At 72.9% G+C, this 23,014-nt stretch carries 29 protein-coding genes and 2 pseudogenes; 19 read left to right on the plus strand and 12 right to left on the minus strand.

What is annotated here, in order from left to right; genetic code table 11:
* Both EAO70_RS06765 and EAO70_RS06770 read right to left on the minus strand, forming a co-directional pair.
* Positions 1–409 (minus strand): hypothetical protein (locus EAO70_RS06765; RefSeq protein ID WP_148002097.1); only part of this gene is annotated, 409 nt, incomplete at its 3' end.
* A gap of 82 nt (positions 410–491) precedes the next feature.
* Positions 492–1,682 carry a zinc-dependent alcohol dehydrogenase gene (locus tag EAO70_RS06770; protein WP_148002098.1) on the minus strand — a complete coding sequence of 397 codons (1,191 nt, stop codon included), beginning with the start codon at positions 1,680–1,682 and terminating at the stop codon, positions 492–494.
* Between the two features lie 137 nt (positions 1,683–1,819).
* On the opposite strand from EAO70_RS06770, the gene EAO70_RS06775 reads away from it, so the two are divergent.
* A complete protein-coding gene (locus EAO70_RS06775) occupies positions 1,820–2,446 on the plus strand; it encodes a flavodoxin family protein (RefSeq protein WP_148002099.1) in 627 nt (208 codons plus the stop codon).
* Positions 2,447–2,565: 119 nt separating this feature from the next.
* On the opposite strand, the gene EAO70_RS06780 is transcribed toward EAO70_RS06775, so the two are convergent.
* Complete coding sequence (locus EAO70_RS06780) at positions 2,566–4,284, minus strand: PP2C family protein-serine/threonine phosphatase (protein WP_148002100.1); 1,719 nt, start codon at positions 4,282–4,284, stop codon at positions 2,566–2,568.
* A 76-nt stretch (positions 4,285–4,360) separates the two neighbouring features.
* Positions 4,361–4,684, minus strand: a complete 324-nt coding sequence (locus EAO70_RS06785) for a plasmid stabilization protein (RefSeq protein ID WP_148002101.1) — start codon at positions 4,682–4,684, stop codon at positions 4,361–4,363.
* 348 nt (positions 4,685–5,032) lie between these two features.
* Here EAO70_RS06785 and EAO70_RS06790 point away from each other — a divergent pair, with 348 nt between their 5' ends.
* On the plus strand, positions 5,033–5,719 hold the full coding sequence (locus EAO70_RS06790) for a HemK2/MTQ2 family protein methyltransferase (protein ID WP_148002102.1): 687 nt from the start codon (positions 5,033–5,035) through the stop codon (positions 5,717–5,719).
* A 95-nt stretch (positions 5,720–5,814) separates the two neighbouring features.
* On the opposite strand, the gene EAO70_RS06795 is transcribed toward EAO70_RS06790, so the two are convergent.
* Both EAO70_RS06795 and EAO70_RS06800 read right to left on the minus strand, forming a co-directional pair.
* Positions 5,815–6,066 (minus strand): DUF6213 family protein, encoded by a 252-nt coding sequence (locus EAO70_RS06795; protein ID WP_148002103.1) that lies wholly within the window; start codon positions 6,064–6,066, stop codon positions 5,815–5,817.
* Between the two features lie 173 nt (positions 6,067–6,239).
* Complete coding sequence (locus EAO70_RS06800; protein ID WP_148002104.1) at positions 6,240–6,749, minus strand: GNAT family N-acetyltransferase; 510 nt, start codon at positions 6,747–6,749, stop codon at positions 6,240–6,242.
* A 216-nt stretch (positions 6,750–6,965) separates the two neighbouring features.
* On the opposite strand from EAO70_RS06800, the gene EAO70_RS06805 reads away from it, so the two are divergent.
* The gene (locus EAO70_RS06805) at positions 6,966–7,214 is read left to right on the plus strand and encodes a CDGSH iron-sulfur domain-containing protein (RefSeq protein ID WP_148002105.1); all 249 of its coding nucleotides are present in this window, start codon (positions 6,966–6,968) and stop codon (positions 7,212–7,214) included.
* On the plus strand, positions 7,214–8,236 hold the full coding sequence (locus EAO70_RS06810; protein WP_148002106.1) for an iron-containing redox enzyme family protein: 1,023 nt from the start codon (positions 7,214–7,216) through the stop codon (positions 8,234–8,236). Before EAO70_RS06805 ends, EAO70_RS06810 begins: the two co-directional genes overlap by 1 nt.
* 104 nt (positions 8,237–8,340) lie before the next feature.
* Here the strand turns inward: EAO70_RS06810 and EAO70_RS06815 are convergent, their stop codons facing one another.
* Positions 8,341–8,859, minus strand: a complete 519-nt coding sequence (locus EAO70_RS06815; RefSeq protein ID WP_148002107.1) for a DUF5709 domain-containing protein — start codon at positions 8,857–8,859, stop codon at positions 8,341–8,343.
* 96 nt (positions 8,860–8,955) lie between these two features.
* Positions 8,956–9,912 (minus strand): TIGR03557 family F420-dependent LLM class oxidoreductase, encoded by a 957-nt coding sequence (locus EAO70_RS06820; RefSeq protein ID WP_148002108.1) that lies wholly within the window; start codon positions 9,910–9,912, stop codon positions 8,956–8,958.
* A 215-nt stretch (positions 9,913–10,127) separates the two neighbouring features.
* On the opposite strand from EAO70_RS06820, the gene EAO70_RS06825 reads away from it, so the two are divergent.
* From EAO70_RS06825 to EAO70_RS06830, 3 genes are all read left to right on the plus strand, one after another.
* The gene (locus EAO70_RS06825) at positions 10,128–10,910 is read left to right on the plus strand and encodes a VOC family protein (protein WP_148002176.1); all 783 of its coding nucleotides are present in this window, start codon (positions 10,128–10,130) and stop codon (positions 10,908–10,910) included.
* 102 nt (positions 10,911–11,012) lie between these two features.
* Positions 11,013–11,186, plus strand: a complete 174-nt coding sequence (locus tag EAO70_RS37695; protein ID WP_187283766.1) for a hypothetical protein — start codon at positions 11,013–11,015, stop codon at positions 11,184–11,186.
* Between the two features lie 120 nt (positions 11,187–11,306).
* Complete coding sequence (locus tag EAO70_RS06830) at positions 11,307–11,480, plus strand: CsbD family protein (protein WP_148002109.1); 174 nt, start codon at positions 11,307–11,309, stop codon at positions 11,478–11,480.
* Positions 11,481–11,701: 221 nt separating this feature from the next.
* Here the strand turns inward: EAO70_RS06830 and EAO70_RS06835 are convergent, their stop codons facing one another.
* Both EAO70_RS06835 and EAO70_RS06840 read right to left on the minus strand, forming a co-directional pair.
* Positions 11,702–12,814, minus strand: coding sequence for an SRPBCC family protein (locus tag EAO70_RS06835; RefSeq protein WP_148002110.1), 1,113 nt, complete (start codon positions 12,812–12,814; stop codon positions 11,702–11,704).
* Positions 12,815–12,817: 3 nt separating this feature from the next.
* Entirely contained in the window at positions 12,818–13,780 is a 963-nt protein-coding gene (locus EAO70_RS06840; RefSeq protein ID WP_148002111.1) for a histone protein, read from the minus strand.
* A gap of 196 nt (positions 13,781–13,976) precedes the next feature.
* On the opposite strand from EAO70_RS06840, the gene EAO70_RS06845 reads away from it, so the two are divergent.
* The 8 genes and pseudogenes from EAO70_RS06845 (at position 13,977) to EAO70_RS06880 (ending at position 18,050) form a co-directional block, all read left to right on the plus strand.
* Positions 13,977–14,339, plus strand: coding sequence for a gas vesicle protein (locus EAO70_RS06845; RefSeq protein ID WP_148002112.1), 363 nt, complete (start codon positions 13,977–13,979; stop codon positions 14,337–14,339).
* 28 nt (positions 14,340–14,367) lie between these two features.
* A complete protein-coding gene (locus EAO70_RS06850) occupies positions 14,368–14,844 on the plus strand; it encodes a gas vesicle structural protein GvpA (protein WP_148002113.1) in 477 nt (158 codons plus the stop codon).
* Positions 14,845–14,847: 3 nt separating this feature from the next.
* Entirely contained in the window at positions 14,848–15,564 is a 717-nt protein-coding gene (locus EAO70_RS06855) for a GvpL/GvpF family gas vesicle protein (protein ID WP_148002114.1), read from the plus strand.
* An 86-nt stretch (positions 15,565–15,650) separates the two neighbouring features.
* The gene (locus EAO70_RS06860; protein WP_148002115.1) at positions 15,651–15,899 is read left to right on the plus strand and encodes a gas vesicle protein GvpG; all 249 of its coding nucleotides are present in this window, start codon (positions 15,651–15,653) and stop codon (positions 15,897–15,899) included.
* Between the two features lie 54 nt (positions 15,900–15,953).
* Positions 15,954–16,253, plus strand: a pseudogene (locus tag EAO70_RS06865) (gas vesicle protein); the annotation flags it as partial.
* A 236-nt stretch (positions 16,254–16,489) separates the two neighbouring features.
* Complete coding sequence (locus tag EAO70_RS06870; protein WP_148002116.1) at positions 16,490–17,365, plus strand: GvpL/GvpF family gas vesicle protein; 876 nt, start codon at positions 16,490–16,492, stop codon at positions 17,363–17,365.
* Positions 17,362–17,577: a gas vesicle protein gene (locus EAO70_RS06875; RefSeq protein ID WP_148002117.1), complete on the plus strand. Its 216-nt coding sequence runs from the start codon at positions 17,362–17,364 to the stop codon at positions 17,575–17,577. Before EAO70_RS06870 ends, EAO70_RS06875 begins: the two co-directional genes overlap by 4 nt.
* Positions 17,574–18,050, plus strand: coding sequence for a gas vesicle protein K (locus tag EAO70_RS06880; RefSeq protein ID WP_148002118.1), 477 nt, complete (start codon positions 17,574–17,576; stop codon positions 18,048–18,050). Before EAO70_RS06875 ends, EAO70_RS06880 begins: the two co-directional genes overlap by 4 nt.
* 15 nt (positions 18,051–18,065) lie before the next feature.
* On the opposite strand, the gene EAO70_RS06885 is transcribed toward EAO70_RS06880, so the two are convergent.
* Positions 18,066–19,025 (minus strand): LysR substrate-binding domain-containing protein, encoded by a 960-nt coding sequence (locus EAO70_RS06885; RefSeq protein WP_148002119.1) that lies wholly within the window; start codon positions 19,023–19,025, stop codon positions 18,066–18,068.
* 184 nt (positions 19,026–19,209) lie between these two features.
* On the opposite strand from EAO70_RS06885, the gene EAO70_RS06890 reads away from it, so the two are divergent.
* The 3 genes from EAO70_RS06890 to EAO70_RS06900 are packed head-to-tail and all read left to right on the plus strand — an operon-like array spanning position 19,210 to position 22,189.
* The gene (locus EAO70_RS06890; protein ID WP_402114597.1) at positions 19,210–20,625 is read left to right on the plus strand and encodes a 2-hydroxymuconic semialdehyde dehydrogenase; all 1,416 of its coding nucleotides are present in this window, start codon (positions 19,210–19,212) and stop codon (positions 20,623–20,625) included.
* Entirely contained in the window at positions 20,610–21,437 is an 828-nt protein-coding gene (locus tag EAO70_RS06895; protein ID WP_148002121.1) for a 2-keto-4-pentenoate hydratase, read from the plus strand. Before EAO70_RS06890 ends, EAO70_RS06895 begins: the two co-directional genes overlap by 16 nt.
* Positions 21,434–22,189 (plus strand): 2-keto-4-pentenoate hydratase, encoded by a 756-nt coding sequence (locus tag EAO70_RS06900; RefSeq protein ID WP_148002122.1) that lies wholly within the window; start codon positions 21,434–21,436, stop codon positions 22,187–22,189. Before EAO70_RS06895 ends, EAO70_RS06900 begins: the two co-directional genes overlap by 4 nt.
* A 14-nt stretch (positions 22,190–22,203) precedes the next feature.
* Here the strand turns inward: EAO70_RS06900 and EAO70_RS38970 are convergent.
* Positions 22,204–22,389: pseudogene (locus tag EAO70_RS38970) on the minus strand (RidA family protein); the annotation flags it as partial.
* Positions 22,390–22,632: 243 nt separating this feature from the next.
* On the opposite strand from EAO70_RS38970, the gene EAO70_RS06910 reads away from it, so the two are divergent.
* Positions 22,633–22,905 carry a DUF6296 family protein gene (locus EAO70_RS06910; protein ID WP_148002123.1) on the plus strand — a complete coding sequence of 91 codons (273 nt, stop codon included), beginning with the start codon at positions 22,633–22,635 and terminating at the stop codon, positions 22,903–22,905.
* The last annotated feature ends 109 nt before the right edge of the window (positions 22,906–23,014 follow it).

Consider the following 23,014-nt stretch of genomic DNA (forward strand, 5'->3'; position numbering starts at 1 on the left):
AGTCGGTGGGCTCGCCGGGGGCGGGGTGTTCGGGGTGGACCGTGCCCTGCCGGGTGTGGCCCGCGGGGCCGGTGCCGGCCTCGTCCGTGTCCGGGAGGCCACCACCCGGTCCGCCCGTGCCACCGGTCTCCCCGCGCTCTCCGGTCACCGCGGTCCTCCCGGTCTCTCCAGCTCTCTCGGCCGTGCCGGTGCGCTCGGGCTCGGCGTTCTCGGTCCGCTCGGCGCCCCCGGGCTTCTCCGCTCTCTCGGGCTCCCGGCCCTTCCTCCCGCCGTCGGCGGCCTTCGCGGGTTCCGGGGACTCCACCGGCACAGTGATGGCCAAGGGGTGCTCTCCGGCCTCGGCCTGCTGGTCCTCACGATCGCGGGGTATCGGTGCCTCCGACCGCTCCGCGGTCCGGGCTTCACGCATCCTGATCACCTTTCTGCTCATCCGGGGATTCATGTTCATGCGGGGATTCGTGCGACGGCTCACGCGACGGCCCGGCCGCAGGTCAGGGGCCCGGTGTCAGAACCACCTTGACCATGCCGTCCTGCTTGGCCTGGAACGTCTCGTACGCCTGAGGCGCCTGCTCCAGCGGCAGGACGTGGGTGGCGAAGTCGTCGACCCCCAGCGGGTCGGCGTCGTCGAGCAGCGGGAGGATGTCGTCCACCCAGCGCCGGACGTTCGCCTGCCCCATCCGGAGCTGGACCTGCTTGTCGAAGAGAGTGCGCAGCGGTACGGGGTCGACGGCGCCGCCGTAGACGCCGACCAGGCTGATGGTGCCCCCGCGCCGCACGACGTCCACCGCCGTGTCGAACGCCGCCATGCTGTCCACCCCCGCCTTCACCATCAACCGCTTGCCCAGAGCGTCGGGGAGCATGCCCGTGGCCCGCTGGGCGGCCTTGGTGAAGGGCGCGCCGTGGGCCTCCATGCCGACGGCGTCGATGACGGCGTCCGTGCCGCGGCCGTCGGTCAGGTCCCGCAGGCGGTCGCCGAGCGCGTCACCGAGTTCACCCAGGTCCAGCGCGCGCACCCCGTGCTTGCGGGCGCGGGCGAGCCTCTCGGGGACCAGGTCGACGCCGATGACCTCCGCGGCGCCCCGGTGGAGGGCCACCCGCGCCGCCATGTCGCCGATGGGCCCGAGCCCGAGGACGGTGACGCTTCCGCCGGGCGGGACCGCCGCGTACTCGACGGCCTGCCAGGCGGTCGGCAGGACGTCCGACAGGTACAGATAGCGCTGGTCGGGGGCGTCCTCGGCCACCTTGACCGGGAGCGTGTCGCCGAAGGGCACCCGGAGGAACTCCGCCTGGCCGCCCGGAACCTGGCCGTACAGCTTGGTGTAGCCGAAGAGGGAGGCTCCCATCCCGTACTCCGTCACCTGGGTGGTCTCGCACTGTGAGTGCAGCCCCTGGCCGCACATCCAGCACGTACCGCAGGAGACGTTGAAGGGCACCACGACCCGGTCGCCCGGGGCGAGGGTCCGAACCTCGGAGCCGACCTCCTCGACGATGCCCATGGCCTCGTGACCGAGGATGTCACCGGGGTCGAGGAACGGCCCGAACAGTTCGTAGAGGTGCAGGTCGGAGCCGCAGATGCCGGTCGAGGTGACCCGTACGATCACGTCCGTCGGATCGACCAGCACCGGATCGGGGACGGTGTCCACCCGGACGTCGCGATGCCCGTGCCAGGTCAGCGCCTTCATGGTCCTCTCCTCACACTCGACGGCTCCCCGAGTTATGACAGACCTGATAGGTCGCGCCTGCCCGACCCGCGGGGACATATGCCGGATCGACGGGGCGGAGCGCGATACCAACGCGAGAGGCGGGTAGCCGCTGCTCCATGAACACCACCGAGACCACACCGCTGCGCGCCGTCGCCCTCGTCTGCACGCTGTCCCCCTCTCCGGCCCGTTCCAGCTCGCAGCTGCTGGCCGAACAGACCATGGAGGCCCTGAGCGAGCACGGGGTGACCGGCACGGTGATCCGCGTCGTCGACCACGACGTCCGTACGGGAGTGGCGACCGACCTGGGCGACGGCGACGCCTGGCCCGAGATCCGGAACACCATCCTCGAATCCGACATCCTCGTCCTCGCGACCCCCATCTGGCTCGGTCACCCCGCGAGCGTCACCCAGCGCGTGCTGGAGCGGCTGAACGCGGAGATGGGCGAGACCGACGACGAGGGCCGGATGCTTACGTACGGCAAGGCCGCCGCCGTCTGCGTCGTCGGCAACGAGGACGGGGCGCACAAGGTGAGCGCGGACCTGTTCCAGGGGCTCAACGACGTCGGCTTCTCCCTCGCCCCGAACGCCGTCACCTACTGGGTCGGCGAGGCCATGCACAAGACGGACTACCAGGACCTCGACGAGACCCCGAAGGCCACGGCGGACGCCACCGCGGCCCTGGCGGCCAATACCGCCCACCTGGCCCGCCGCCTCAAGTCCGCCCCCTATCCGCCGGCGTCCTGACGCCTGCCCACCCCGACGTCCTGCCGCCTACCCGCCGACGTCCCCACCCCTGCCGGGACGTCGGCGCCGCTTCTTGAGACGGCCCCCGGGCGCGCTCAGTCCACCCGGATGCGGCGCGCTCAATCCACCCGAATGGCCAGGACGCAGGCATCGTCCTCGTGGCCCGCGAACTCGGGGTCCACGAGGAGGGCGTCGATCAGGGCCTGCGGATCCCGCGGGGCCGCGGCCGCCGCCCGGGCCAGCCGCTTGATCCCGTCCGTCACGTCCTCGCCGCGGCGCTCGACCATGCCGTCCGTGTAGAGCACCAGCAGATCGCCCGGGCGCAACCGCGTCGACGCGGTGCCGTACGCGTACCCCGGCAGGGCGCCCAGGAGGGGACCGCGCTGGTCGGTCGTCAACGGCTCGACATCCGCTCCGCGGAGCAGCAGGGGCGCCGGATGTCCGGCGTCGGCCCAGTGCAGCACCTTGTCCTCGTCGAGGTGGCCGACGACGACCGTCGCCGTCTGCCCGGCCGGATCGCTGCACACCAGCTCGTTCAGCCAGGTCGTGATCGCGCCCGCGGACGCTCCCGTCTGCGCGAGACCGGCCATCGCGTGCCGCTGCTGCGCCATCCTGGCCACGGCGTCGAGGCCGTGGCCCGACGCGTCGCCGATGGCGACGAGGACCCGTCCGTCCGGCAGCAGCCGGCATTTGTACCAGTCACCGCCCACCGCTGCGTCGGGCTCGGCCGGCCGGTAGGAGGCCGCGACCGTCAGGCCGACGGCGGCCAGGGCCTCGGAGTGGGTGGGCAGGAGCGCCTCGCGCAGCGCGTCCGCCACCCTTCGTTCGGCCTCCGTCTGCCGTCGCAGCCGGTCGGACTCCCGCTCCGTCTCGGCGAGCCGCCGTCTGCTGCGGATCTGCGGCGTGAGGTCGCGGGCCACCAGGTTGACCGCCCACGCCCTGCCGTCCGTCCCGGTGACCGGCCGCCCCAGCAGGTCGAGCGTACGGAGCTCGCCGAGCACGAGGAACCGGATCCGGGTCCAGGCGGGCTCCTCGCCCGCCAGGACCGAGCTGAGGAACTCCGCGAGCGCCGTCAGGTCGTCCGGCAGCAGCGCGTCGCACAGCTGCTCCAGCGTCCACGGCATGCGCACGTCGGCGTGGAAGATCCGGCTGAGCCCCTCCGACCAGGTGATCTTCCCGGACAGCAGGTCCCAGTGCCCCCACCCCATCGACGCCAGGAACTGCGCGTCTATGGTGAGCAGCTCCGCCTGGGTCTGTACGGGCTGCCACGTCGCCAGCACCTGTACGCCGCAGCGGGCCGCCGAGTACAGCAGCGGGGCCCGGTGGATCCGGCCGAGCCGTTGCTCCGTGTAGTCCACGACCAGCCCGTCGAGCGGTTTGCCGGTGTCCACGACGTCCGTCAGCGCCGCCAGCAGCCCCGAGGACGCCGCGCCGGGACGGGCCTCCAGGAACCGTTGCCCGACCTGGTGGTCGGGAGGCTCCAGCCAGTCCGCCGACCGGACGCGGTTGCCGGCCACGATGCGGAAGTCCCGTACGGCTCCCGAGTCGTCCTGGACCGGTTCGAGAAGCACGGCGGAGGCCGGGATGGCCGCCAGGACCGAGCAGAACCCGCTGCCGCCCGGCYCGTGCACCCCGCACAGACACGGGGCCGCCGCCCCGTCCGTCTCCGCCGAGGCCGGAAGGACGGCGAGGGACTGCAACGGCGAGGCCGGCTCGCCGCCGGACGACCCGCCGAGCGGCCGCTCCGCGTGCCGGCGCACCGCCGCGCGCAGAGAGGTGATCTCTCGGCCGATCATGTCCTTGAGCGCGTCGACGCTGTCGGGCAGGGGAAAGGTCATCGCTCGCCTCCGCGAACCTCACGGCACGCCCCTCCGAGCCGGCGCCCGACGGGTGCCGCCCGGGGGTCGTGGCAGGTCAGTGGCCCAGTGACTGCTTGAGCTCGGACTTGTTCATGGACGAACGCCCGTGGATGCCGCGGCGCTTCGCCTCCTCGTACAGCTGGTCGTACGTGGGGCCCTTCGCACCGCTCGACGAGCGCTGCCCGCCCCGCTTCGACGACGACACGTCCTCGGTGGAGGTCCTGCTCGCCGTCTTCGACTCACCGGAACGGGCCCGCTCCTTGTTCACCGTGCGCGCGGCGATCTCCTTCGCGCGCTTCGTGCTCTCCCCGCGGTCCTCCGCGCTCTCCTTGACGTGCTCGTACTGCCGTTCCCGCTTCGGGCTCGATCCACGAGGCATGGCGACTCCTTCCCTTCTTCGCCGGCGTGGCGCTCGACGCGTCGGCGGACGCGTACACCGCCGTCTCCCGCCCTGCCGCTGCCCGCAGGAGGGACGCCCATGCACCCGACCCTGACATCGGGTCCGCCGCAGGGCGAGACGAGTGGCCATTCGGCGGTCAGGGACCATCCGGCGGCGGGGGAACCCGGGCGCCGGGGGAGCGGCCCGCGCCGCCGGCCACCGGGGGAGCGCCATTCACGATCACGGAATCTCCGCATCTCCGAATGACCTGAGGAGCACGGGGCAGCCGCAGCCTGAACCCCCCGGGCGGCTCGCCGTGGCCGCCCCGTCCTAGCCCGGAGGTACGCGATGTCCACGACGCTCCCGACCCGGGAGGCGCTCCCCGGCCGCCTGGTCGCCCTGCCGAGCGTCTACCGGCCGCAGGCGGACACGCGGCTGCTCGCCGGGGCCCTCGCACGCGAGGAGGTCGGCCCCCGCACGGACGTCCTGGAGATCGGCACCGGCACCGGTGCGCTGGCACTCACGGCGGCGCGCACGGGCGCCGCCGTCACCGCGGTCGACGTCTCCTGGCCGGCCGTCGCGACCGCCCGGCTGAACGCCCTGGTCCACGGACTGCCCCTGCGTGTCCTGCACGGCGACTTCATGGCACGTACGCGGGGACGGCTCTTCGACCTGGTCGTCACGAACCCCCCGTATGTCCCCGCGCCCGCGGCACAGGTGCCCGCGCGGGGCGCCGAGCGCGCCTGGGACGCCGGCCCCGACGGGCGACTGGTGATCGACCGGATCTGCGGGGCCGCCCCCGCTCTGCTGCGCCCCGGGGGAGTGCTCCTGATGGTCCACTCGGGCATGTGCGGGGCGGAGGCGACCGTGGACCGGCTGACGGGCAGCGGTCTGACCGCCGAGGTCGCGGCCACGGCCTCCGTCCCCTGGGGGCCCGTGCTGCGTTCCCGCCGGGCCTGGCTGGAACGCCGGGGCCTGGCGGCCGCCGCAGAGCAGTCGGAGGAACTGGTGGTCATTCGGGCCCGCCGGACCTGAGGACGGTCCCAGGACTCGCGTCCGCTCCCCACCCGCGGACGCGCCGGGGCCGGGCCCTCCACGGAGGGCCCGGCCCCGGCGGCGATGTCGGCCGTTCATTCCGCCTCGGGTGCGTCCTCCTCGTCCCGCGCGGGCATGAAGGCGATGCACTCGACGTCGATCTGATCGGCCAGGTCACTGAGGGAACGGGCCAGCGTCAGGGTGGTCCGTGGGTCGAGGTCCGACTCGCCCCGCTCCGCCGCGCCCAGCCACCCGGCGGCGACGCCGCGCAGAAGGGCGGTGACCCGCTCGGCCGGGACGAGCAGCCGGTCGTCCGATGCGGAGACCAGCGGGATGAGTGCGTTCATGGAGAACCGCCCAGGAGGGTGAATGCGGACAGACGTCGGACGAGGTGCGACTACCCGGGCTGCGGCCGCGTAGACGTACGCCCGTCTGTTCGACGGCCGGCCGGGCCGCGACCAGGGGCGGCCGGACGCCGGGCCTGTACGTCTCCGGCCCCTCCCGGGCGACTGTCCCGGCCTCAGGTCAGATCCTCGGCGAGCAGGTCCATGAGCAGGCCGTCGTGCCAGGTTCCGTCGGCGCCGCGTTCGTACTGCCGCATGATCCCGACGGGACGGAAGCCGACCTTGGTGTAGCAGCGGATGGCGGGGGCGTTGTCGGCGGCGGGGTCGATGATGATCCGGTGGTGGCCGACCTCGTGGACGAGATGCCGGGCGAGCGTCCTGACCGCGTCGGAGCCCAGGCCCCGGCCGTGCACGGCGGGGTCCAGGAAGAGGTCGATGCCGGCGTGCCGGTAGTCGGGTTCCTCCTCGGAGTACCACTGGATCATGCCGATGATCCGGTCCTCTTGGTAGATCGTCAGACAGCGGGTGTCGGGATCCGACAGATCCTCCGCGACCTCCGCCTCCAGGTCCGGGTCGCCGCGCCAGCGGGCCCGCACCTCGGGCGTGGCGCGGATCGCGGCGAGACCGGGGACGTCGTGGGGCTCGGAGGGCCGGAGTTCGAGGGCGTTGCCGCGCAGCACTGTCATGCCCCGGAGCCTACGGTCGAGGGACAGGGCGCGGTGCGTGATGGAACCGCGCCCGACGGCTGCCGGATGGTGGTGACCGCCGCATCGGGAGCGTCCGGTGTGCCCACCGGGATCACCGTGCCGCGGCATGAGGTGTCCCGGGCGGGGCAGTCGCAGCCTGTAGCGCGCGTCCACCCGGGGCGCGAGCACCGCTCTCACCTGCGGAGGAGGCTCATCATGCCGACACCCGCCGGCCCGCCGGAACCCGACCGGGCGCCCGCCCGCCGGGTGTCCGTGGATCCCCAGGGCCCCGTCCTCGTGGAGGGCCCGGTGGAGATCGTGCTGGACGACGGGACCGTCGCCCGGTCCGACCGGTTCACGGTCGCCGTCTGCACATGCCGCCGGAGCCGTACCTACCCCTGGTGCGACACCAGCCACCGCCGCCGCGAACGAACCCCTCCGCCGACCGACGACAGGAACTTCTGATGCCCCTTCCGGTACGTGCCCCGGCCGCGCCCGCCACGGCTCCCCGCCTCCCGGCCGGCCGCGGAGAGCTGTCCGACGCCGTGGTGGAAGCCCTGCGCACGGACGGCCCGCCCCGCTGCGGCCCCGAGTCCGCGGCGCGCGCCGACCCCTGGGGCGAGGACCTCCAGCTCGCCCTCTACCTCCTGTACGAGCTGCACTACCGCGGCTTCGACGGCGTGGACGACGCCCGCGAGTGGGACCCCGACCTGCTGCGACTGCGCCGCGAGGCGGAGGCCCGCTTCCTCGACGCCCTGCGCGAGGAACTGAGCGACGGGCCGCGGACGGTCGAGGACGCCTTCGCGCCCCTCCTGGTGGAGCCCGTCGACCTCTCCGACAGCCTCAGCCGGCGCCTGGAGACCGACGGGGAGCTCTGGCAGCTGCGCGAGTACGCGGCCCTGCGCTCGCTCTACCACCTCAAGGAGGCCGACCCGCACATCTGGGTCGTCCCCCGGCTCACCGGGGAGGCCAAGGCCTCCATGGTCGCCATCGAGTACGACGAGTTCGGCGCCGGCCGGGCCGAACGCGTCCACGCCCGGCTCTTCGCGGACCTCATGGACGACCTCGGCCTCGACCACTCGTACGGCCACTACCTGGAGCACGCGCCCGCGCCCCTCCTGGCGACCGTGAACCTGATGTCGCTCTTCGGGCTCCACCGGGCCCGGCGCGGAGCCCTCGTCGGTCACTTCGCCTGCGTCGAGATCACGTCGTCCCCCGGATCACGGCGCCTGGCCAGGGCCATGCGGCGATGCGGGGCGGGAGCGGCCGCCGAGCACTTCTACGCCGAGCACGTGGAGGCCGACGCCGTCCACGAGCAGGTCGTGCGCCACGGCGTCGTCGGCGGCCTCCTGGCCGAGGAGCCCGGGCTGGAGCCCGACATCGCGTTCGGCAGCGCCGCGACCGTCCTGCTGGAGGACCGGCTCGCCGACCACGTCCGAGACGCCTGGGGCCGCGGGCAGAGCGCGCTGAGGCACCCGCTGGAGTAGACACACCGGAAGACGAACGGCTAACGACGGACGGCGGGAGACGAACGAAGCCGGGGCGGCCTGACCGCCCCGGCTTCGTCCGCGTCATCCCCGTTTCGGCCGCGTCACCGTGCGTCCCCGGCCTCGTCCAGCCCCGTGTCGACGTGCATCGCGGCCTCCTCGGCCGGCGCGGTGCCGTCGTCCAGGCCCACGTCCCGGGCGACGGCGCGGTCCAGAGCGCCGGAGGGGGTGTCCACCGCCGTGAGCCGGCCGGCCCGGGTCGCTCCCGCCTGCTGGTCCACGGGCTCGCCCTCACCTCCGGGCAGGTCCCCGATCCCGTCGCCCTCCACGAGCGTCCCGTCGCCGAGGTCCGGGACCTCCTGCGCGAGACGCACGTCGAGCGACTCGCCCTCCCGCTGCTCCCGCTGGGTGGTGCCGTACCGGGTGGCGCCCCGGGGATGCTCGGGCGGGGAGTACCCGGGGACGGCCATGTCGTCGATCGGATCGGTCATGAGCGCGTTGTCGGGATCGAGATCGCCCGAGGGCTCGGCCCCGTCGGACGGCTGATAGACGTCGTCGCCGCGGGCCTCGTACGCGGACGACTCGTCGCCGCCCGTGGGGGAGGGGGACTCGTTGCGGGCCATGACCATTCCTTTCGCTGTGGCGTCACCGGTACCGGGCGAGGCGCTGCTCCCAGTCTCGCGCGGCTCGGCGAGGGCTGCCGAACACCGCCGGGCCGGTCAGCCGCCCAGCGCGGGCAGCACCTTCTCCCGGTACGCGGTGAAGAACTCCTCCTGGCCTTGCCCGATCTGGCCGACGTACACCTCGTCGAATCCGGCGTCCACGTACGCGCGTACCGCGTCGACGTGCTCCTCGACGTCCGGACCGCACGGTACGGAGCCCGCCACCTGCTCCCGGGTGACGAGCTCGCTGGCCTGCTCGAAGTGGGCGGGCGTGGGCAGGATCTGGTTCAGTTCGCCGGGCAGCTGCTCGGTCGGCCACATGCGGTGGGCCGTCTCGACGGCCACCTCACGGTCCTGGTCCCAGCAGACCTTGAGGCCGCCGACGACGGGCTTGCCCTCGCCTCCCGCCTCGCGGAAGGCGGTCAGGGCCTCCTCGTCCGGGCCCATGGTGACGAAGCCGTCCCCGATGCGCCCGGCGAGCGCGGCCGCCTTCGGGCCGAAGCCGGAGACCAGGATCGGGGGCGGGGCAGCCGGGACGGTGTAGAGGCGGGCGTTCTCGACGGTGTAGTGCCGGCCCCGGTGGCTGACGTCGCGGCCGGTGAACAGCTCGCGCATCACCTCCACGGCCTCCTCCAGCATCTCGGCCCGTTCGTCGAAGGCGGGCCACCGGTCGCCGAGCACGTGCTCGTTGAGGGCCTCGCCGGTGCCCACGCCCAGCGTGAACCGGCCGCCCAGCAGGACACTGGACGTCGCCGCGGCCTGGGCGGTCACCGCCGGGTGCAACCGTACGGTCGGGCAGGTCACGAGCGTGGTGACGGGCAGGTCCACCGTCTGGGACAGCGCACCGATCATCGACCACACGAAGGGGCTGCTGCCCTGGGTGCTGGTCCACGGATGGAAGTGGTCGGAGACGGCCAGGCGGGTGAAGCCCGCGTCCGCGGCCAGGCGCGCCTGGCGCAGCAACTGGTCCGGGGTGAACTCCTCGCAGGACAGGAAGTAGCCGAAGGACGTCATGCCGCGGTTCCCTTCATCTCGGTCCCCCCTGGCCCGGCTACCCGGGTGCGCCGCCCCGAAGCCCCTCCGATGTTCCGTCCTCGCCGCCGCGCGCGGCCCCGCGACCGCGCCGGGTTTACGGTGGAAGGGTCCCGTCCCGCCTGTGCGAACCGAGGGTGACGGCCGTGTCGACGTCGAGCCACGAGATCGCGGGCGCCCCGTGCTGGGTCAGTCTGATGACCCGGGACCTGGAGGCCGCCAAGCGCTTCTACGCGGGAGTCCTCGGCTGGCGGTTCCGGGCCGGCGGACTGGGAGACGGCTTCGCGGTCGCCCTCCGCGAGGGCACCCCCGTCGCGGGGATCGGCGCCCTCGCCGAGCCCCTGGCCGTACCGGTGGCGTGGACGCCGTACTTCGCCGTCGAGGACGCGGACGTCACCGCGGCGCGGATCTGCGAACGCGGCGCGACGATGGCCGTCGGCCCCCTCACCTTCGGCACCGGCCGCGCGGGTCTCGCCGCCGATCCCGCCGGAGCGGTCTTCGGGTTCTGGGAGGGGGCCGTCGTCCCGGACTGGTCGGTGGGGAGGGGCAGCGCCCCCGCCTGGCTGGACCTCCACACGCGCGACGCCTTCGCGTCCTCGATCTTCTACGGGCAGGTCCTCGGCTGGGCGGGGAAGGGACCGGGCCACTGCGTGGCGTCCCACGAGCACGACCACGTCGTCCTCCGCCACGGCCGCGACGACGTCGCCCACATCAGCGGCGGCGGGGAGGACGGGTCCTCCGACGCCGCGATCCGGCCGCGTTGGCGGGTCCACTTCCCCGTGGCGGAACTGGAGCGGACGATCACCTCCGCCTTGGGACTGGGCGGCGCCGTCGCCTCCCCGGTGGGCACCTCCGCGGCGAGCCGGTGGGTCGAGCTGGTTGATCCCGACGGCGCCCGCTTCACGGTGGTCGCGCCGCACTCCCTCGGCGGGGGAACAGCCCGGATGGCCGACCGGCGAGCGGGGCCGGCCGTCCCCTGACGAGCGGGAGCCCGGCTGACGAGCAGGCGCCCGGCCGTCGACTGTGCCGCGCGGATACGGGCAGACGGACGGTACATCCGAGCGTCGTGAGGAGCCATCGCCATGAGTGCCAAGGAGAAGGCCAAGGCCAAGGCCGAGCAGGTCGTGGGCAAGGCCATGCGGAAGACGGGTCGCGTCACCGGGAAGCGGACCACGGAGGTCAAGGGGGCCGCCCTCGGGCTGCGGGGGAAGGCCCGGGAGCGGAAGGAGAAGACGAAGGACTTCTTCAAGAGGTGACCCGCTTCGCCGACGGGGATCCTGTCGTCGCCCGGCCGCATGGGGGCACGGATCCGGGGCAGTGGCCACTCGGCGTCCCGCCACGGGACGCGAGGAACTCCGTGCGAGAAGGTGAGCGACATGGCCGGAGGGAAGAAAGCCAAGAACGCGGCCAAGACGGCCAAGGGCAAGGCGAAGGAGACCACGGGCAAGGTGGTCGGCAACGAGAGCCTGGAGATGAAGGGCCGCGCCGAGCAGGCCGAGGGTGACGTCAAGCAGGCGGGACAGAAGGTCAAGGACGCGTTCAAGCGCTGATCCGCGGATCGCGGACACGGTCTCGCACTGAGCCGCCCGGTCGGCCGGCCGGCTACGGCACTCGCCGTGGAGAACGACGGGAGAAGCGGCCGACGGAGGCCGCTTCTTCCATGAGCCTACGGGCAGGTTCCTTCGAGGCGACGAGCGGATCGCCCTTCGGTCTCGTACGGCCGACGGAACGGGCCGCCCCGTCCGACGGGGCGGCCCATGCGGCCTGCGGCTCAACGCCCGCGTCGGCCGCTGCCCGCGGTCTCCCGCTCGTCCTCGTTCTCGTCGTCCTCCTCATCGTCGTCGGCGTAGCCCTCGTCGTCGTCCTCGTACTCCTCGTCCGGCTCGCCTCCGTCGTACTCCTCGTCCTCCTCCTGCTCCTCCTGCTCGTCCGGCTCGCCCTCCCCGCTGTCCTCGCCGTCCTCCTCGTCCTCGTAGCCTTCCTCTTCCTCCTCCTCGTCGTAGGGGCGGCCCTCGTCATCGACCTGGTCCTCGTCCTCCTCGCCCTCCTCTTCGGCCGCGTTCTCCTCCTCCAGCGCCTCCTCGTGCGAGCGGACGACCTCGCCGTCGCGGATCTCGCCGCGCCAGCCCTCGGGTTCGTCGTCGGTGAGCGTGACGTGCCGGCGGAAGTGCTTCAGGTCCAGCCGCATGCGCCGTCCCTGGGCCCGCCAGATGTTGCCCGTCTTCTCGAACAGGCCGGAGGGGTAGTACTCGACGGTGAGCAGGATGCGGGTCAGCGTGGGGCCCAGCTCGTGGAAGCTGACACAGCCCCGCGTGGAACCCTTGGCGCCCTCGGAGGTCCAGACGATGCAGTCGTCGGGGACCTGCTCCTGGACCGTCGCCTTCCAGCTCCGGGTGGAGGGCCCCACCTTGACCTTCCAGTCGCTGCTGGTCTCGTCGCCCTGCGAGACGCTGCGGACGCCCTTGGTGAAGCCGCTGAAGTCCTCGTACTGGGTCCAGTGGTTGTAGACCCTCGTGAGCGGCGCCCCGACGTCGATGGTCTCCACGATGCTGGTGATCTTCTGGCTGCCGCTCTTGCGCTTGCCCTTGCCCCCGCCGAACAGGTTCGACGCCGTGTCGGTGACCTTGTCCTTCAGCCCGCTCAGCGCCTGGCCCGCCACGGCCTTGACGGGGGAGTCGCCCTGGAGCAGTCGCCCGCCGATGTCGGTGAGTTTCCCGCCGTTCTCGGCGACGTCGTTCAGCTGGTCGGTGACGTCCCCGAGCTTGTCCGTCGCCTTGTCGGCCAGTTGACCGGTCTGTGCGCTGAGGAACTCGCCCAGTTCGCCGAACAGCCGGTCCAGTCCGGATTCCGACTTCTCGGAGCGGTCGCGGTCTTCGGTTGCCATGACCTACCTCCGCGACGCGGGCTTGCGCGCCGACGTCTTCTTGGCCGCGGACTTCTTGGCGGCGGACTTGCGTGCGGGCGCCTTCTTGGCCGCGGGCTTGCCCGCTGCCGCCTTCTTCGCGGCCGGCTTGCGCGCCGACGAGGTCTTCTTCGCCGCCGTCTGCTTCGTGGCCGAGGTCTTCTTCGCGGGAGCCGACTTCTTCGCCGGAGCCGCCTTCTTGGCCGGGGCGCTCTTCTTGGCCGGTGCGGACTTCTTCGCCGTGCTCCGGCTCGGCGCCGACCGGTTCCCGGCCGTCTTCTTCGCCGCTGTCCGGGACGACGACGTCCTCTTCGCCGGGCTGGTCCGGGAGGACGTGCCGGAAGACCGTCGCTTCCGTGGGGCCTCCGGTTCGGGCTCGGTCTCCTCCTCGTCCGCTCCCTCGTCGTCGTACTCGTCCTCCTCCTCTTCTTCGGCTTCTTCGGCTTCTTCGGCTTCTTCTGGTTCCTCGGCTTCTTCGGGTTCCTCGTCCTCCCCCCACTCCTCCTCGTCCTCGTCCGCGTACTCGCCCTCAGGCTCCTCCTCGCCCTCCGGCTCCTCCTCGTCCTCCTCTTCCTCGTCCGCGTCGTCGTACCGCTCGTCGTCCTCGTCGGCCTCCTCCTCTTCCCGGCCACCGCCGCTGCCGATCGCGAGAGTCCGCTCGTGCAGGGAGTCGGCGAGATCGGTGAGCTTGCGGTTGGCCGCGGCGCTCAGGGCCTGCCGTCCGGCGTTCAGCACCTCGCCCCGCAACTGCTCGCCCATGTCGGCGACTTGGGGCACCTCCTTGAGCTTGTTGAGTCCCTGCGTCACGAGCTGTCCCGGCTCCAGGCCGAAGCGCCGGCCGGCCAGATAGGTCGCCACTGTGAACGCGAGGCGAGCCTTCTTCGTCCGTCCCAGTAGGTAACCGCCTGCCACCGCGGCCGCCAGGGTGATCTTGGTCGTGTCCTCCATGACCCCTGTCCCTTCACCGGGGGGCGGACCGTTCCGCCGCTCACGCGGACGCCCAGGAACAAGCCGTGCGACGGGGAAGTCGCGCGCGGGCGCCCCTCCGGGGGCGGTGGGGAACGAGCCTGCCCTCCCGGGCATGGCGTATGTCCCTATAACATGAAATTCTAGCCTTAAGTCGCTATTCGTCTTGCGGAGTGTCATGAGCCCAGTGGATCCGGATCGTCCTCGACGGGGAACCTCCCGCCCCGCCGAAGAGCGACGACCTCCCACCCGCCGCAAGGCGGCGCCCGCGAGATCGAAGTCGGTGGACGCGGGCGCGGCCATGGCCGCGGCGATCGAGCAACTCGCGAAACTGCTCGGCAGAGTCCCCGAGTCCGTCTCCTCGCTCAAGCCCGTCGACACGGGGTGGGAGGCACAAGTGGAAGTGGTGGAACTGGAGCGGATCCCCGATACGACGAGCGTGCTGGCCAGCTACAGGGTCTCCCTGGACGGGAAGGGCACGCTGATCTCCTTCGAACGAACCCGCCGCTACAGCCGCGGAATGATCGATCGGCCGTTCTGAGTACGGTTCGGCCGCGGAAGGAGGCGCCATGACCATGGTGCCGCAGAGCGGCGGCAGCGCCGTCGGCCGGGGAGGTGGCGCCTCCACGGGCAGCCTGTACGACGTTTTGGAACTCATTCTCGATCGCGGTCTCGTGATCGACATCTTCGTCCGCGTCTCCCTCGTCGGGATCGAGATCCTCAAGATAGACGCCAGGATCGTCGTCGCCAGCGTGGACACCTATCTGCGCTTCGCGGAGGCGTGCAACCGGCTCGACCTGGAAGCCGGCCGCAAGGCTCCCGCCCAGCTGCCCGAAGTCGTCGGCGGGATGATGGAGGGGGGAGCGCACGGCAAGTCCAAGGGCGCGCTCACCGGAGCCGTTGAGGCCGTGACCGAGTCTCTGACCGGGAAGTCCCGCGACGACGAGGAACCGGACGAGGAGCCGGAGGAGGAGGAAGCGGAGCAAGCCGCGCCCCGTCGCCGACGGCCCCCCTCCCGACGCACGACACGACGGGAGAAGGAGTGACCGATGGCCCTGTACGTCTACGCGATCACGGCGGCCGACCACCCGCTCGACCTGGACGGTCTGTCCGGCGTCGGCTCGGAACCCGTCCCCGTGCGCGCCGTCGCCTCCGGTCCGCTGTGCGCCGTCGTCAGCGACGTGTCCGAGACGATCCGTCCCAAGCGGCGCGACCTCTCGGTCCACAACGAGGTGCAGGAGCACCTCATGCGCGGAGGTGCCGTCCTGCCCCTCCAGTTCGGCTACACGGCCCCCGACGAGTCGACCGTCGAGCAGGTGCTCCAGAAGGACGCCGAAGGCTTCCTCGCCAATCTCGAACGGCTCGGAGGGTGCGCCGAGTACCACGTGCGGGCGTCCCAGGACGAGGAGGTGCTGCTGCGGCAGATCCTGGCCGAGGACGCCGACGCCCGCGCGCTCGACGCGCGGCTGCGCGACGGTGACAGTGACCCCCGACTCCCCCTGGCGCTGGGTGAGCTGATCGCCGGCCAGGTGCAGGTTCGTCAGGACGCCCTGGCCTCAGGGCTGATCGAGGCCCTCGTGCCCTTCGCTCGCGAGCACACCGTCCGGCAGGCGTCCGAGCCGGACTTCCTGAACTTCTCGCTGCTGGTCCCGGACGACCGGCGGGAGGAGTTCCTGACCGCCGAGGCGCATCTGGCCCGCGAGATCGGGGAGGGCGTCCAGTTCCGGCTGAACGGCCCGCTGCCGCCGTACAGCTTCGTGGAGTGACCGGGCCGGCGGACGAGCCGAGACGAATTCAGTCGAGACCAGCGAGTCGAGACGAAGCGAGTCGAGTCGAGGAGGGAGACAGGCGCATGGGACTGCTGACATCCCTGCTGACGCTTCCCCTGGCGCCGGTGCGCGGAGTGACCTGGGTCGCGGAGCGTGTGCTGGACAGGGCCGAGGAGGAGTACTACGACCCGGCCCCGATCTGGCGGGAGCTCGCGGAACTGGAGGACCGGCTGGTCCGGGGGGAGATCTCCCAGGAGACCTTCGACCATGCCGAGGACGAGCTGTTGGACCGACTCGAGGAGATATCCGCCCACCGCTCGCAGAGCCCCTGACCGGAATCGAGGAACACCGCCGTGTCCGATCCCCTGCCCGACCGCTTCGGGTCCGTGCCCTCCAGGGCCTCCCCGGCACCGTACGGGCCGAGTTCCTCCGCGAACCTCGCCGACATCCTCGAACGCGTCCTGGACAAGGGCATCGTCATCGCCGGCGACATCCGCATCAACCTGCTCGACATCGAACTGCTGACGATCAAGCTGCGGATCCTGGTCGCCTCCGTGGACAAGGCGAAGGAGATGGGAATCGACTGGTGGGAGCACGATCCGTCGCTGTCCTCGAAGCACACCGGGAGCCCTCTGGAGCGGGAGAACCGCCGCCTCCGCGCGGAGCTGGACGCGCTGCGGCGCGAAGCGGGGATCGATGCCGAGACCCGTCGCCCCGAAGCACTCCGAGGCCGTGACCTGGACGCGGAAGCCGTAGGGGAGGACGACGTGTACGAGACCGAGGACGTGTACGAGACCGAGGACGATGACGCGCCCGAGACCGAGGACGATGACGCGCCCGAGACCGAGGACGATGACGCGCCCGAGACCGGGGCACCCCGACCGCCGCCCCGCAAGGGCACCACGCGACGCAGGCGTGGCACATGACCGCCCCCGCGCACCTCACCTACGTCTACGCGGTGGTCCTCGACACCGAGAGGGTACGGACGGCCGTCGAGGGCGTCCACGGCGTCTCGGACACGGCCGTGTCGCTCCTCGCCGAGGAGACGGCCGAGGAGGTGTCCGCCGAGGGCGCCGAGCCTCCGCACCGCCTCGCGTTCGTCGTCAGCCGGGTCGCCGCCGACGAGTTCGACGAGGGGACGCTCAAGGCCCACTTCGAGGACATGGATTGGCTGGAGGGCATCGCCCGCGCCCATCACGAGGTGGTGCAGACCCTCTCCCGCGAGGGCGCCGTCCTCCCGCTGCGGCTCGCCACCCTCTACGAGGACGACCGACGCGCCCGCGAGGCGCTCGCGGTTCAGCGCGACCTCTTCGCCGCCCGCATCGCGCTGCTCCGGGACCGGAGCGAATGGGGCGTCAAGCTGTACATCGGCCCCCCGGAGCCCACGGAGGGCCGGGCGGCCGAACCCCGGGGGAGTGCGGGCACGGCGAGCCCCGGCAAGGCGTACCTCAGGCACCGCCGGGCCCAGCACCACGCCCGGGAGGACCACTACCGGAACGCCCAGGAGGCGGCGCAGCGCATCGACACGCTCGTCGCCCGGTTCGGTACGCACCGGGTGCGCCACCCCGCCCAGCGCGGTGCGCTGGCGGGACCCGAGGAGAACGTCCTCAACGACGCCTACCTCGTGCCGGACGATCTGACCGAGGACTTCCGCGCCGCGCTCGCCGCCGTGGCGACCGACCTCGACGGCGTACGGGTCGAGGTGACCGGCCCGTGGGCCCCGTACTCCTTCGCCATGCCGCCACCGCCCCCCGAGCCGCCCCGGGAGGATCCCGCGGGGGACGGGCCGGCGCGATGAACTCCCCCCGGCCCGTCGAGTCCCTGCCGGACCGGCAGGTCGCCCTGGTCGACCTGCTCGACAGGCTGCTCAGCGGCGGCGTCGTGCTGTCCGGGGACATCGTGCTCTCCATCGCCGACATCGACCTGGTCCGGGTGTCCCTCCGGGCGCTGATCGTGTCCGTCGGCTCGGACGCGGATCCGCTCGGACCGGCGACGACGAGGCCGCCATGACCAGGTCCGGGCCCGGGTCCGGGGCCGCGCCCGGCCCGGACCGCGGGAAGCGGCGGCGGGCCCCGAACGGCCCACCGCGGCCGAACGGCGCCGCCAACCCCCTGGACGACGTCGGCGGCGCCCTGGGCGACGCGTTCCGCCTGGTGCGGGCGGCCCCCGCCGACGCCGACGCACCCCGCGCCCCCGCGCGCAGGATCCGCACCGACCACGAGTCGGTCGAGGAGGACCTCCTCAAGCTCGTCCTCACCGTCGTGGAACTCCTGCGCCAGCTCATCGAGCGGCAGGCCCTGCGACGCGTCGACGCCGGCGACCTCACCGACGACCAGGAGGAGGAGCTGGGCTCCACCCTCATGGCGCTGCACGACGCACTGAGCGACCTCTGCGCCGAGCACGGCTACACCCTCCAGGACCTCAACCTCGACCTCGGCCCGCTGGGCCCCCTGCTCCCGCCCGCCGACGGAAGCGGGGAGTGACGGGCCCCGCCGCCCTCACTCCTCCCCGGGCAGCTCCCGGTCCCGTCCCGAGAGCGTCTCGCGCAGCACGGCCGCCTCCTGCTCCAGGTGGTGCAGCAGAGCCTGCAGGGCGGGAGTGCGGGTGCGATGAGCCGCCTCGGTCGTGCCCACCGTGCGTCCCACCGAGGGGAGTTCGACCGGCAGGGCGGCCAGCTGCTCGTCGGCGCGCAGGACCAGCTCGGGCAACAGCGCGACCATGTCCGTCTGCAGCAGCAGGGCCCGCATGGTGAGGATGGACGTGCACTCGACCCGGTCGGCGGGCAGGGCGAGCCCCCGGTCGGCGAACAGGGCCCCGAGCTCCTGCCGCAGGGCGGTCTGCTCGACCGGAACGATCCACGGGAAGCCGAGGCAGTCCGTGAGCGTGGCGTCCCCGGTCCCCAGGAGGGGATGGCCGGACCGGACCGCGAGCCGGATGCGCTCCCGGTAGAGCCGCCGCTGGCGCAGCCCGTCCCCCTCCTTGGGCGCGGGCCCCACCCGGCCTACGATCACGTCCAGTTCCCCCGCCAGCAGGGCCGGATGGAGGACGTCCGGCGTGCCCTCCCGTACGACCACGGTGACCCGGGGCCGTTCCCGCTTGAGCTGCGCCACCGCACGGGGGAGCAGCACGTTGGTGCCGGCGAGGAGCGCGCCGACGGTCACGGTGCCCTCCCGGCCCTGGCGCAGCCCGGTGAGGTGTTCGCCGGCCCGCCGCATCTCGGCGATCACGGCGCGGGCGTGCTCGGCGAGCGCCTCCCCGTAGAGCGTCGCCCGCATGCCGCGCGGCATGCGGACGAAGAGCGGCAGGTCCGCGATGCCCTCCAGCTCGCGCAGGGTGCGGGTGGCGGCGGGCTGGGTGAGGTGCAGCGTCTCGGCCGCACGGCCCACGCTCCCGTGGTCGAGGATCGCGACGAGCAGGGTGAGGTGCCGGAACTTCAGCCGGCCGTCCAGCAGGTCCATCGCCGGGGCTCCTTTCCTGAGTCGGTCGCGCGAGCCCGAAGCCCGCATACCGGAATCGGTATGAGAGGAACGCCTTTTGGCATTGGTTCGGTATGGCTCGGTGGGTGCACGATACCGGCACACGCCGGGGCGCCAGATCCGAATCCCCGGCCCGGCAGCGGAGGTCCCCAAGGTGCGCTCACCTGTGCGGCATTACGTAGGGGGCGGGTTCGACGCTTCGGGCGTCCCGTTCCCGCTCATCGACCCGACCCGCGGGACCGTCGTCGGCGAAGCGCCCACGGCCTCCCGCGAGCTGGTCGACCGTGCGGTGGGCGCGGCGCGGCAGGCCCTGCGGGGCCCCTGGGCGTCCTGGAGCCCGGCGGACCGGGCGCGGCTCCTGCACAGAGTCGCCGACGGCATCGAGCGGCGCTTCGAGGACTTCGTCACCGCCGAGTGCGCCGACACGGGCAAGCCCCGCGAACTCGCCTCCACGGTCGACATCCCCCGGGCCGTCGCCAACTTCCGGGCGTACGCCGACCTCCTGGCCGGGCGCGCCGAGCGGTCCTGGCACACCACCACCCCCGACGGCCGCGGCGCACTGAACTACACGGTGCACAAGCCGCTGGGCGTCGTCGCGGTGATCTCGCCCTGGAACCTGCCGCTGCTGCTGCTCACCTGGAAGGTCGCCCCCGCCCTCGCCACGGGCAACACGGTGGTCGCCAAGCCCTCCGAGCTGACGCCCGGGACGGCCTGCCTGCTCGCCGAGGTCATCGCGGAGGCGGAGGCACCCGCGGGGGTCTTCAATCTCGTCCACGGCGGCGGCGCGAACGCCGCCGGACAGTGGCTCACCGAGCACCCGGGGGTCGACGCCGTCGCCTTCACCGGGGAGTCGCGCACCGGCAGCACCATCATGAGGGCCGCCGCCGCGCGACTGGCCCCGGTCTCCTTCGAACTGGGCGGCAAGAACGCGGGACTCGTCTTCGCCGACGCGGACCTGGACCAGGCCGTGGCGGGCACCCTCCGCTCGTCCTTCACCCACAGCGGGCAGGTGTGCCTGTGCACCGAGCGTGTCTACGTGGAGCGCCCGGTGTTCGACGCCTTCGCCCGGCAGCTCGCCGCCGGCGCCGAGGCGCTGACCGGGTACGGCCCGATGATCTCCGCGGCCCACCGGGACAAGGTCCTCGGCCACCTCGACAAGGCCGCCGCCGACGGCGACGTCCTCGCGGGCGGCGGCGCGCCGCGCTTCTCCGACGACCGCGACGGCGGCTTCTGGGTGCGGCCGACCGTCCTCGCCGGCCTCCCGGAGGACCACCCGGCGGTCCGGGAGGAGATCTTCGGCCCCGTCGTCCACCTGGCGCCCTTCGACACCGAGGAGGAGGCGCTGGCGCTCGCCAACGCCAGTCGCTACGGACTCGCCGCCACCGTCTGGACGGGCGACGTGAGCCGGGCGCACCGGGTCGCCCCCGCCCTCGACGTCGGCACCGCCTGGGTCAACACCTGGAACCTGCGTGACCTCCGCACCCCCTTCGGCGGCGTGAAGGCCTCCGGCATCGGCCGTGAGGGCGGCGACCACTCCCTCGACTTCTTCTCCGAACCGATGAATGTGTGCGTGAAACTGTGAACACGCCCGACCCCGCGGTGGCCCGCGCCGCCGAACGCCTCGACACGGCCCGCCGGACCGGCGTGCCCTGCGACCCCGTACGCGACCTGCTGCCCCCCGGCGACCTGGCCGCCGCCTACGCCGTCCAGACGCTGCTCGCCGACCGCAGCCGCGCCGAGGGCCACCGCGTCACCGGCTGGAAGATCGGGCTGACCTCGGCGGCCGTGCAGGCCCAGCTCGGCGTCGACACACCGGACTTCGGCCGCCTGACGGACGACATGGCCGTACCGGACGGCGCGGAGATCCCCTGGGACGCCGTGCTCCAGGCCCGGGCCGAGGCCGAGGTCGCCCTGGTCCTGGAGCACGACCTCACCCACGACCGGCACACCGTCGCCGACGTCATCCGCGCCACCGCCTTCGCACTGCCCGCCGTCGAGGTGGTGGGCAGCCGGATCCGCGACTGGGACATCTCCGCCGTCGACACGATCGCCGACAACGCCTCCGCCGGCGCGTACGTCCTCGGCACCCGCCCCGTACCGCTGGGCGCACTCGACCTGCGGACCGCCGGCATGGTCCTCGAACGGCACGGCGAACCCGTGTCCACCGGCGCGGGCGCCGCCTGCCTCGGCCATCCGCTGCACGCCGCCGTCTGGCTGGCCGACACGCTCGTCCGGCTCGGCCACCCGCTGCGCGCCGGGGACACCGTGCTCACCGGCGCGCTCGGCCCCATGACGACCGTCGAGCCCGGTGACGTGCTCGAAGCCCGGATCGACGGCCTCGGATCGGTGCGCGCCCGCTTCGGCCGTACCGGCCCGGAGGGAGACACCCGATGAACACCACGGCACTCGCCGAAGCGCTCGACACGGCCGCACGCGAGGGACGCCCGCTGGCCGGCGGAGCGAGCGGACTGAACGACGACATCCGGGAGGCCTACGCCGTCCAGAACGCTCTGGTCGCCCGGCGGCTGGCCCGCGGCGAGCGGATCACCGGCTTCAAACTGGGCTTCACCAGCCGGGCCAAGATGCGGCAGATGGGCGTCTCCGACCTGATCCACGGCCGGCTGACGGACCGGATGGAGATCGCCGACGGCGGGCGGCTCGACGTCTCCGGACTCATCCACCCGAGGGTCGAGCCCGAGGTGGCCTTCCTCCTCGGCGACACCCTCCGCCCCGGCACCCACCCCGCGGCGGCGGTCGCCGCCGTGGCCCCGGCCCTCGAAGTCATCGACTCCCGCTACGACGGCTTCCGGTTCTCGCTCCCCGAGGTGATCGCCGACAACACCTCCGCCGCGGCCTACGTCCTGGGGCCCTGGACATCCCCGCACGACCTCGGCGACCTCGGCAACCTCGGCGTCCTGCTCGAACTCGACGGGCGCCTCGCCGAGACCGGCTCCACCGCGGCCGTCCTCGGACACCCGCTGCGCGCCGTCGCCGCCGCCGCACGCCTCGCAGGGGAGCTGCCCTCCGGGACGGTGATCCTCGCCGGCGCGGCCACCGCCGCCGTACCCCTGCCGTCCGGAACCCACGTGCGGGCCACGGTCGCCGGTCTCGGCACCGTCGCCCTCACCACCGAGGAGGACGCGTGATCGTGCCCGGCGCCGCCCCGCCCCGCGGCCAGGAGGCGCGCGATGTTGTCGAGCACGGCCCTGGTCTGGGCGCGGATGTCGAGGTCCGTCACGCCCATGGCGTCGGCGCTCGCACCGACGAACGTGCCGTCGGGGCGGCGGGAGCTCGTGCCGGAGACGAAGACCAGGTCGCCGGCGCGACGGAGGTGGGGGAAGCGCATGCGAGGCGGGAGATTCCGGGGCAGGCGGCAGGCGGCAGGGGTGCCGGACGAGACGGCGGGGGGCGGTCGGTCGTACGGGCGCCGTGGTCGACAGTCGGCCCGGTTCCGCTCCCGGCCTGGTGCGGCGGGAAGCCCTCGCACCACTCTAACCAGCGGCTTCCCGGCGCCTCGGCCGGGGGTGCGGTCCGGTGGCGAACCCGCCGGCCGGGGGCGAATCCGGGCGTTCCGCGTAAAATATGCTGAATGAGCCCACTCCGGTATGAGCTGGTGTTCTCCGACGACACGGCTGCGGCCGAGGACGTCGTCACCGTCGAGCGCACCACTGTGAAGGGGCCCGGCGGGCATCCGGTCTACGCCGATCCCAGCGGCATCATCCGGGCCGAGATCAGCGACCGGGACGAGGTCCGCGTCCTCGCCTCGGGCGGGCACCAGGCTCCCGCCCAGAACGTCTTGGCCCGCCGCGTCCCCGACCCGGATCCCGAGGAGCCCGGAGGGACCTCCCCCGCCGCGCCCTGACGCAGGCGGGATCACGCCGGGCTGCCGACGAGCCCCGCCCTCCGTGGCACGCGGGAGCGTGGACGACAAACCCGTTCGGCGGGAGGAGTCGCGGGCAGACGCCCTGAGA

The sequence above is a fragment of the Streptomyces sp. adm13(2018) genome (assembly GCF_008042145.1).
Lineage (GTDB): Bacteria > Actinomycetota > Actinomycetes > Streptomycetales > Streptomycetaceae > Streptomyces.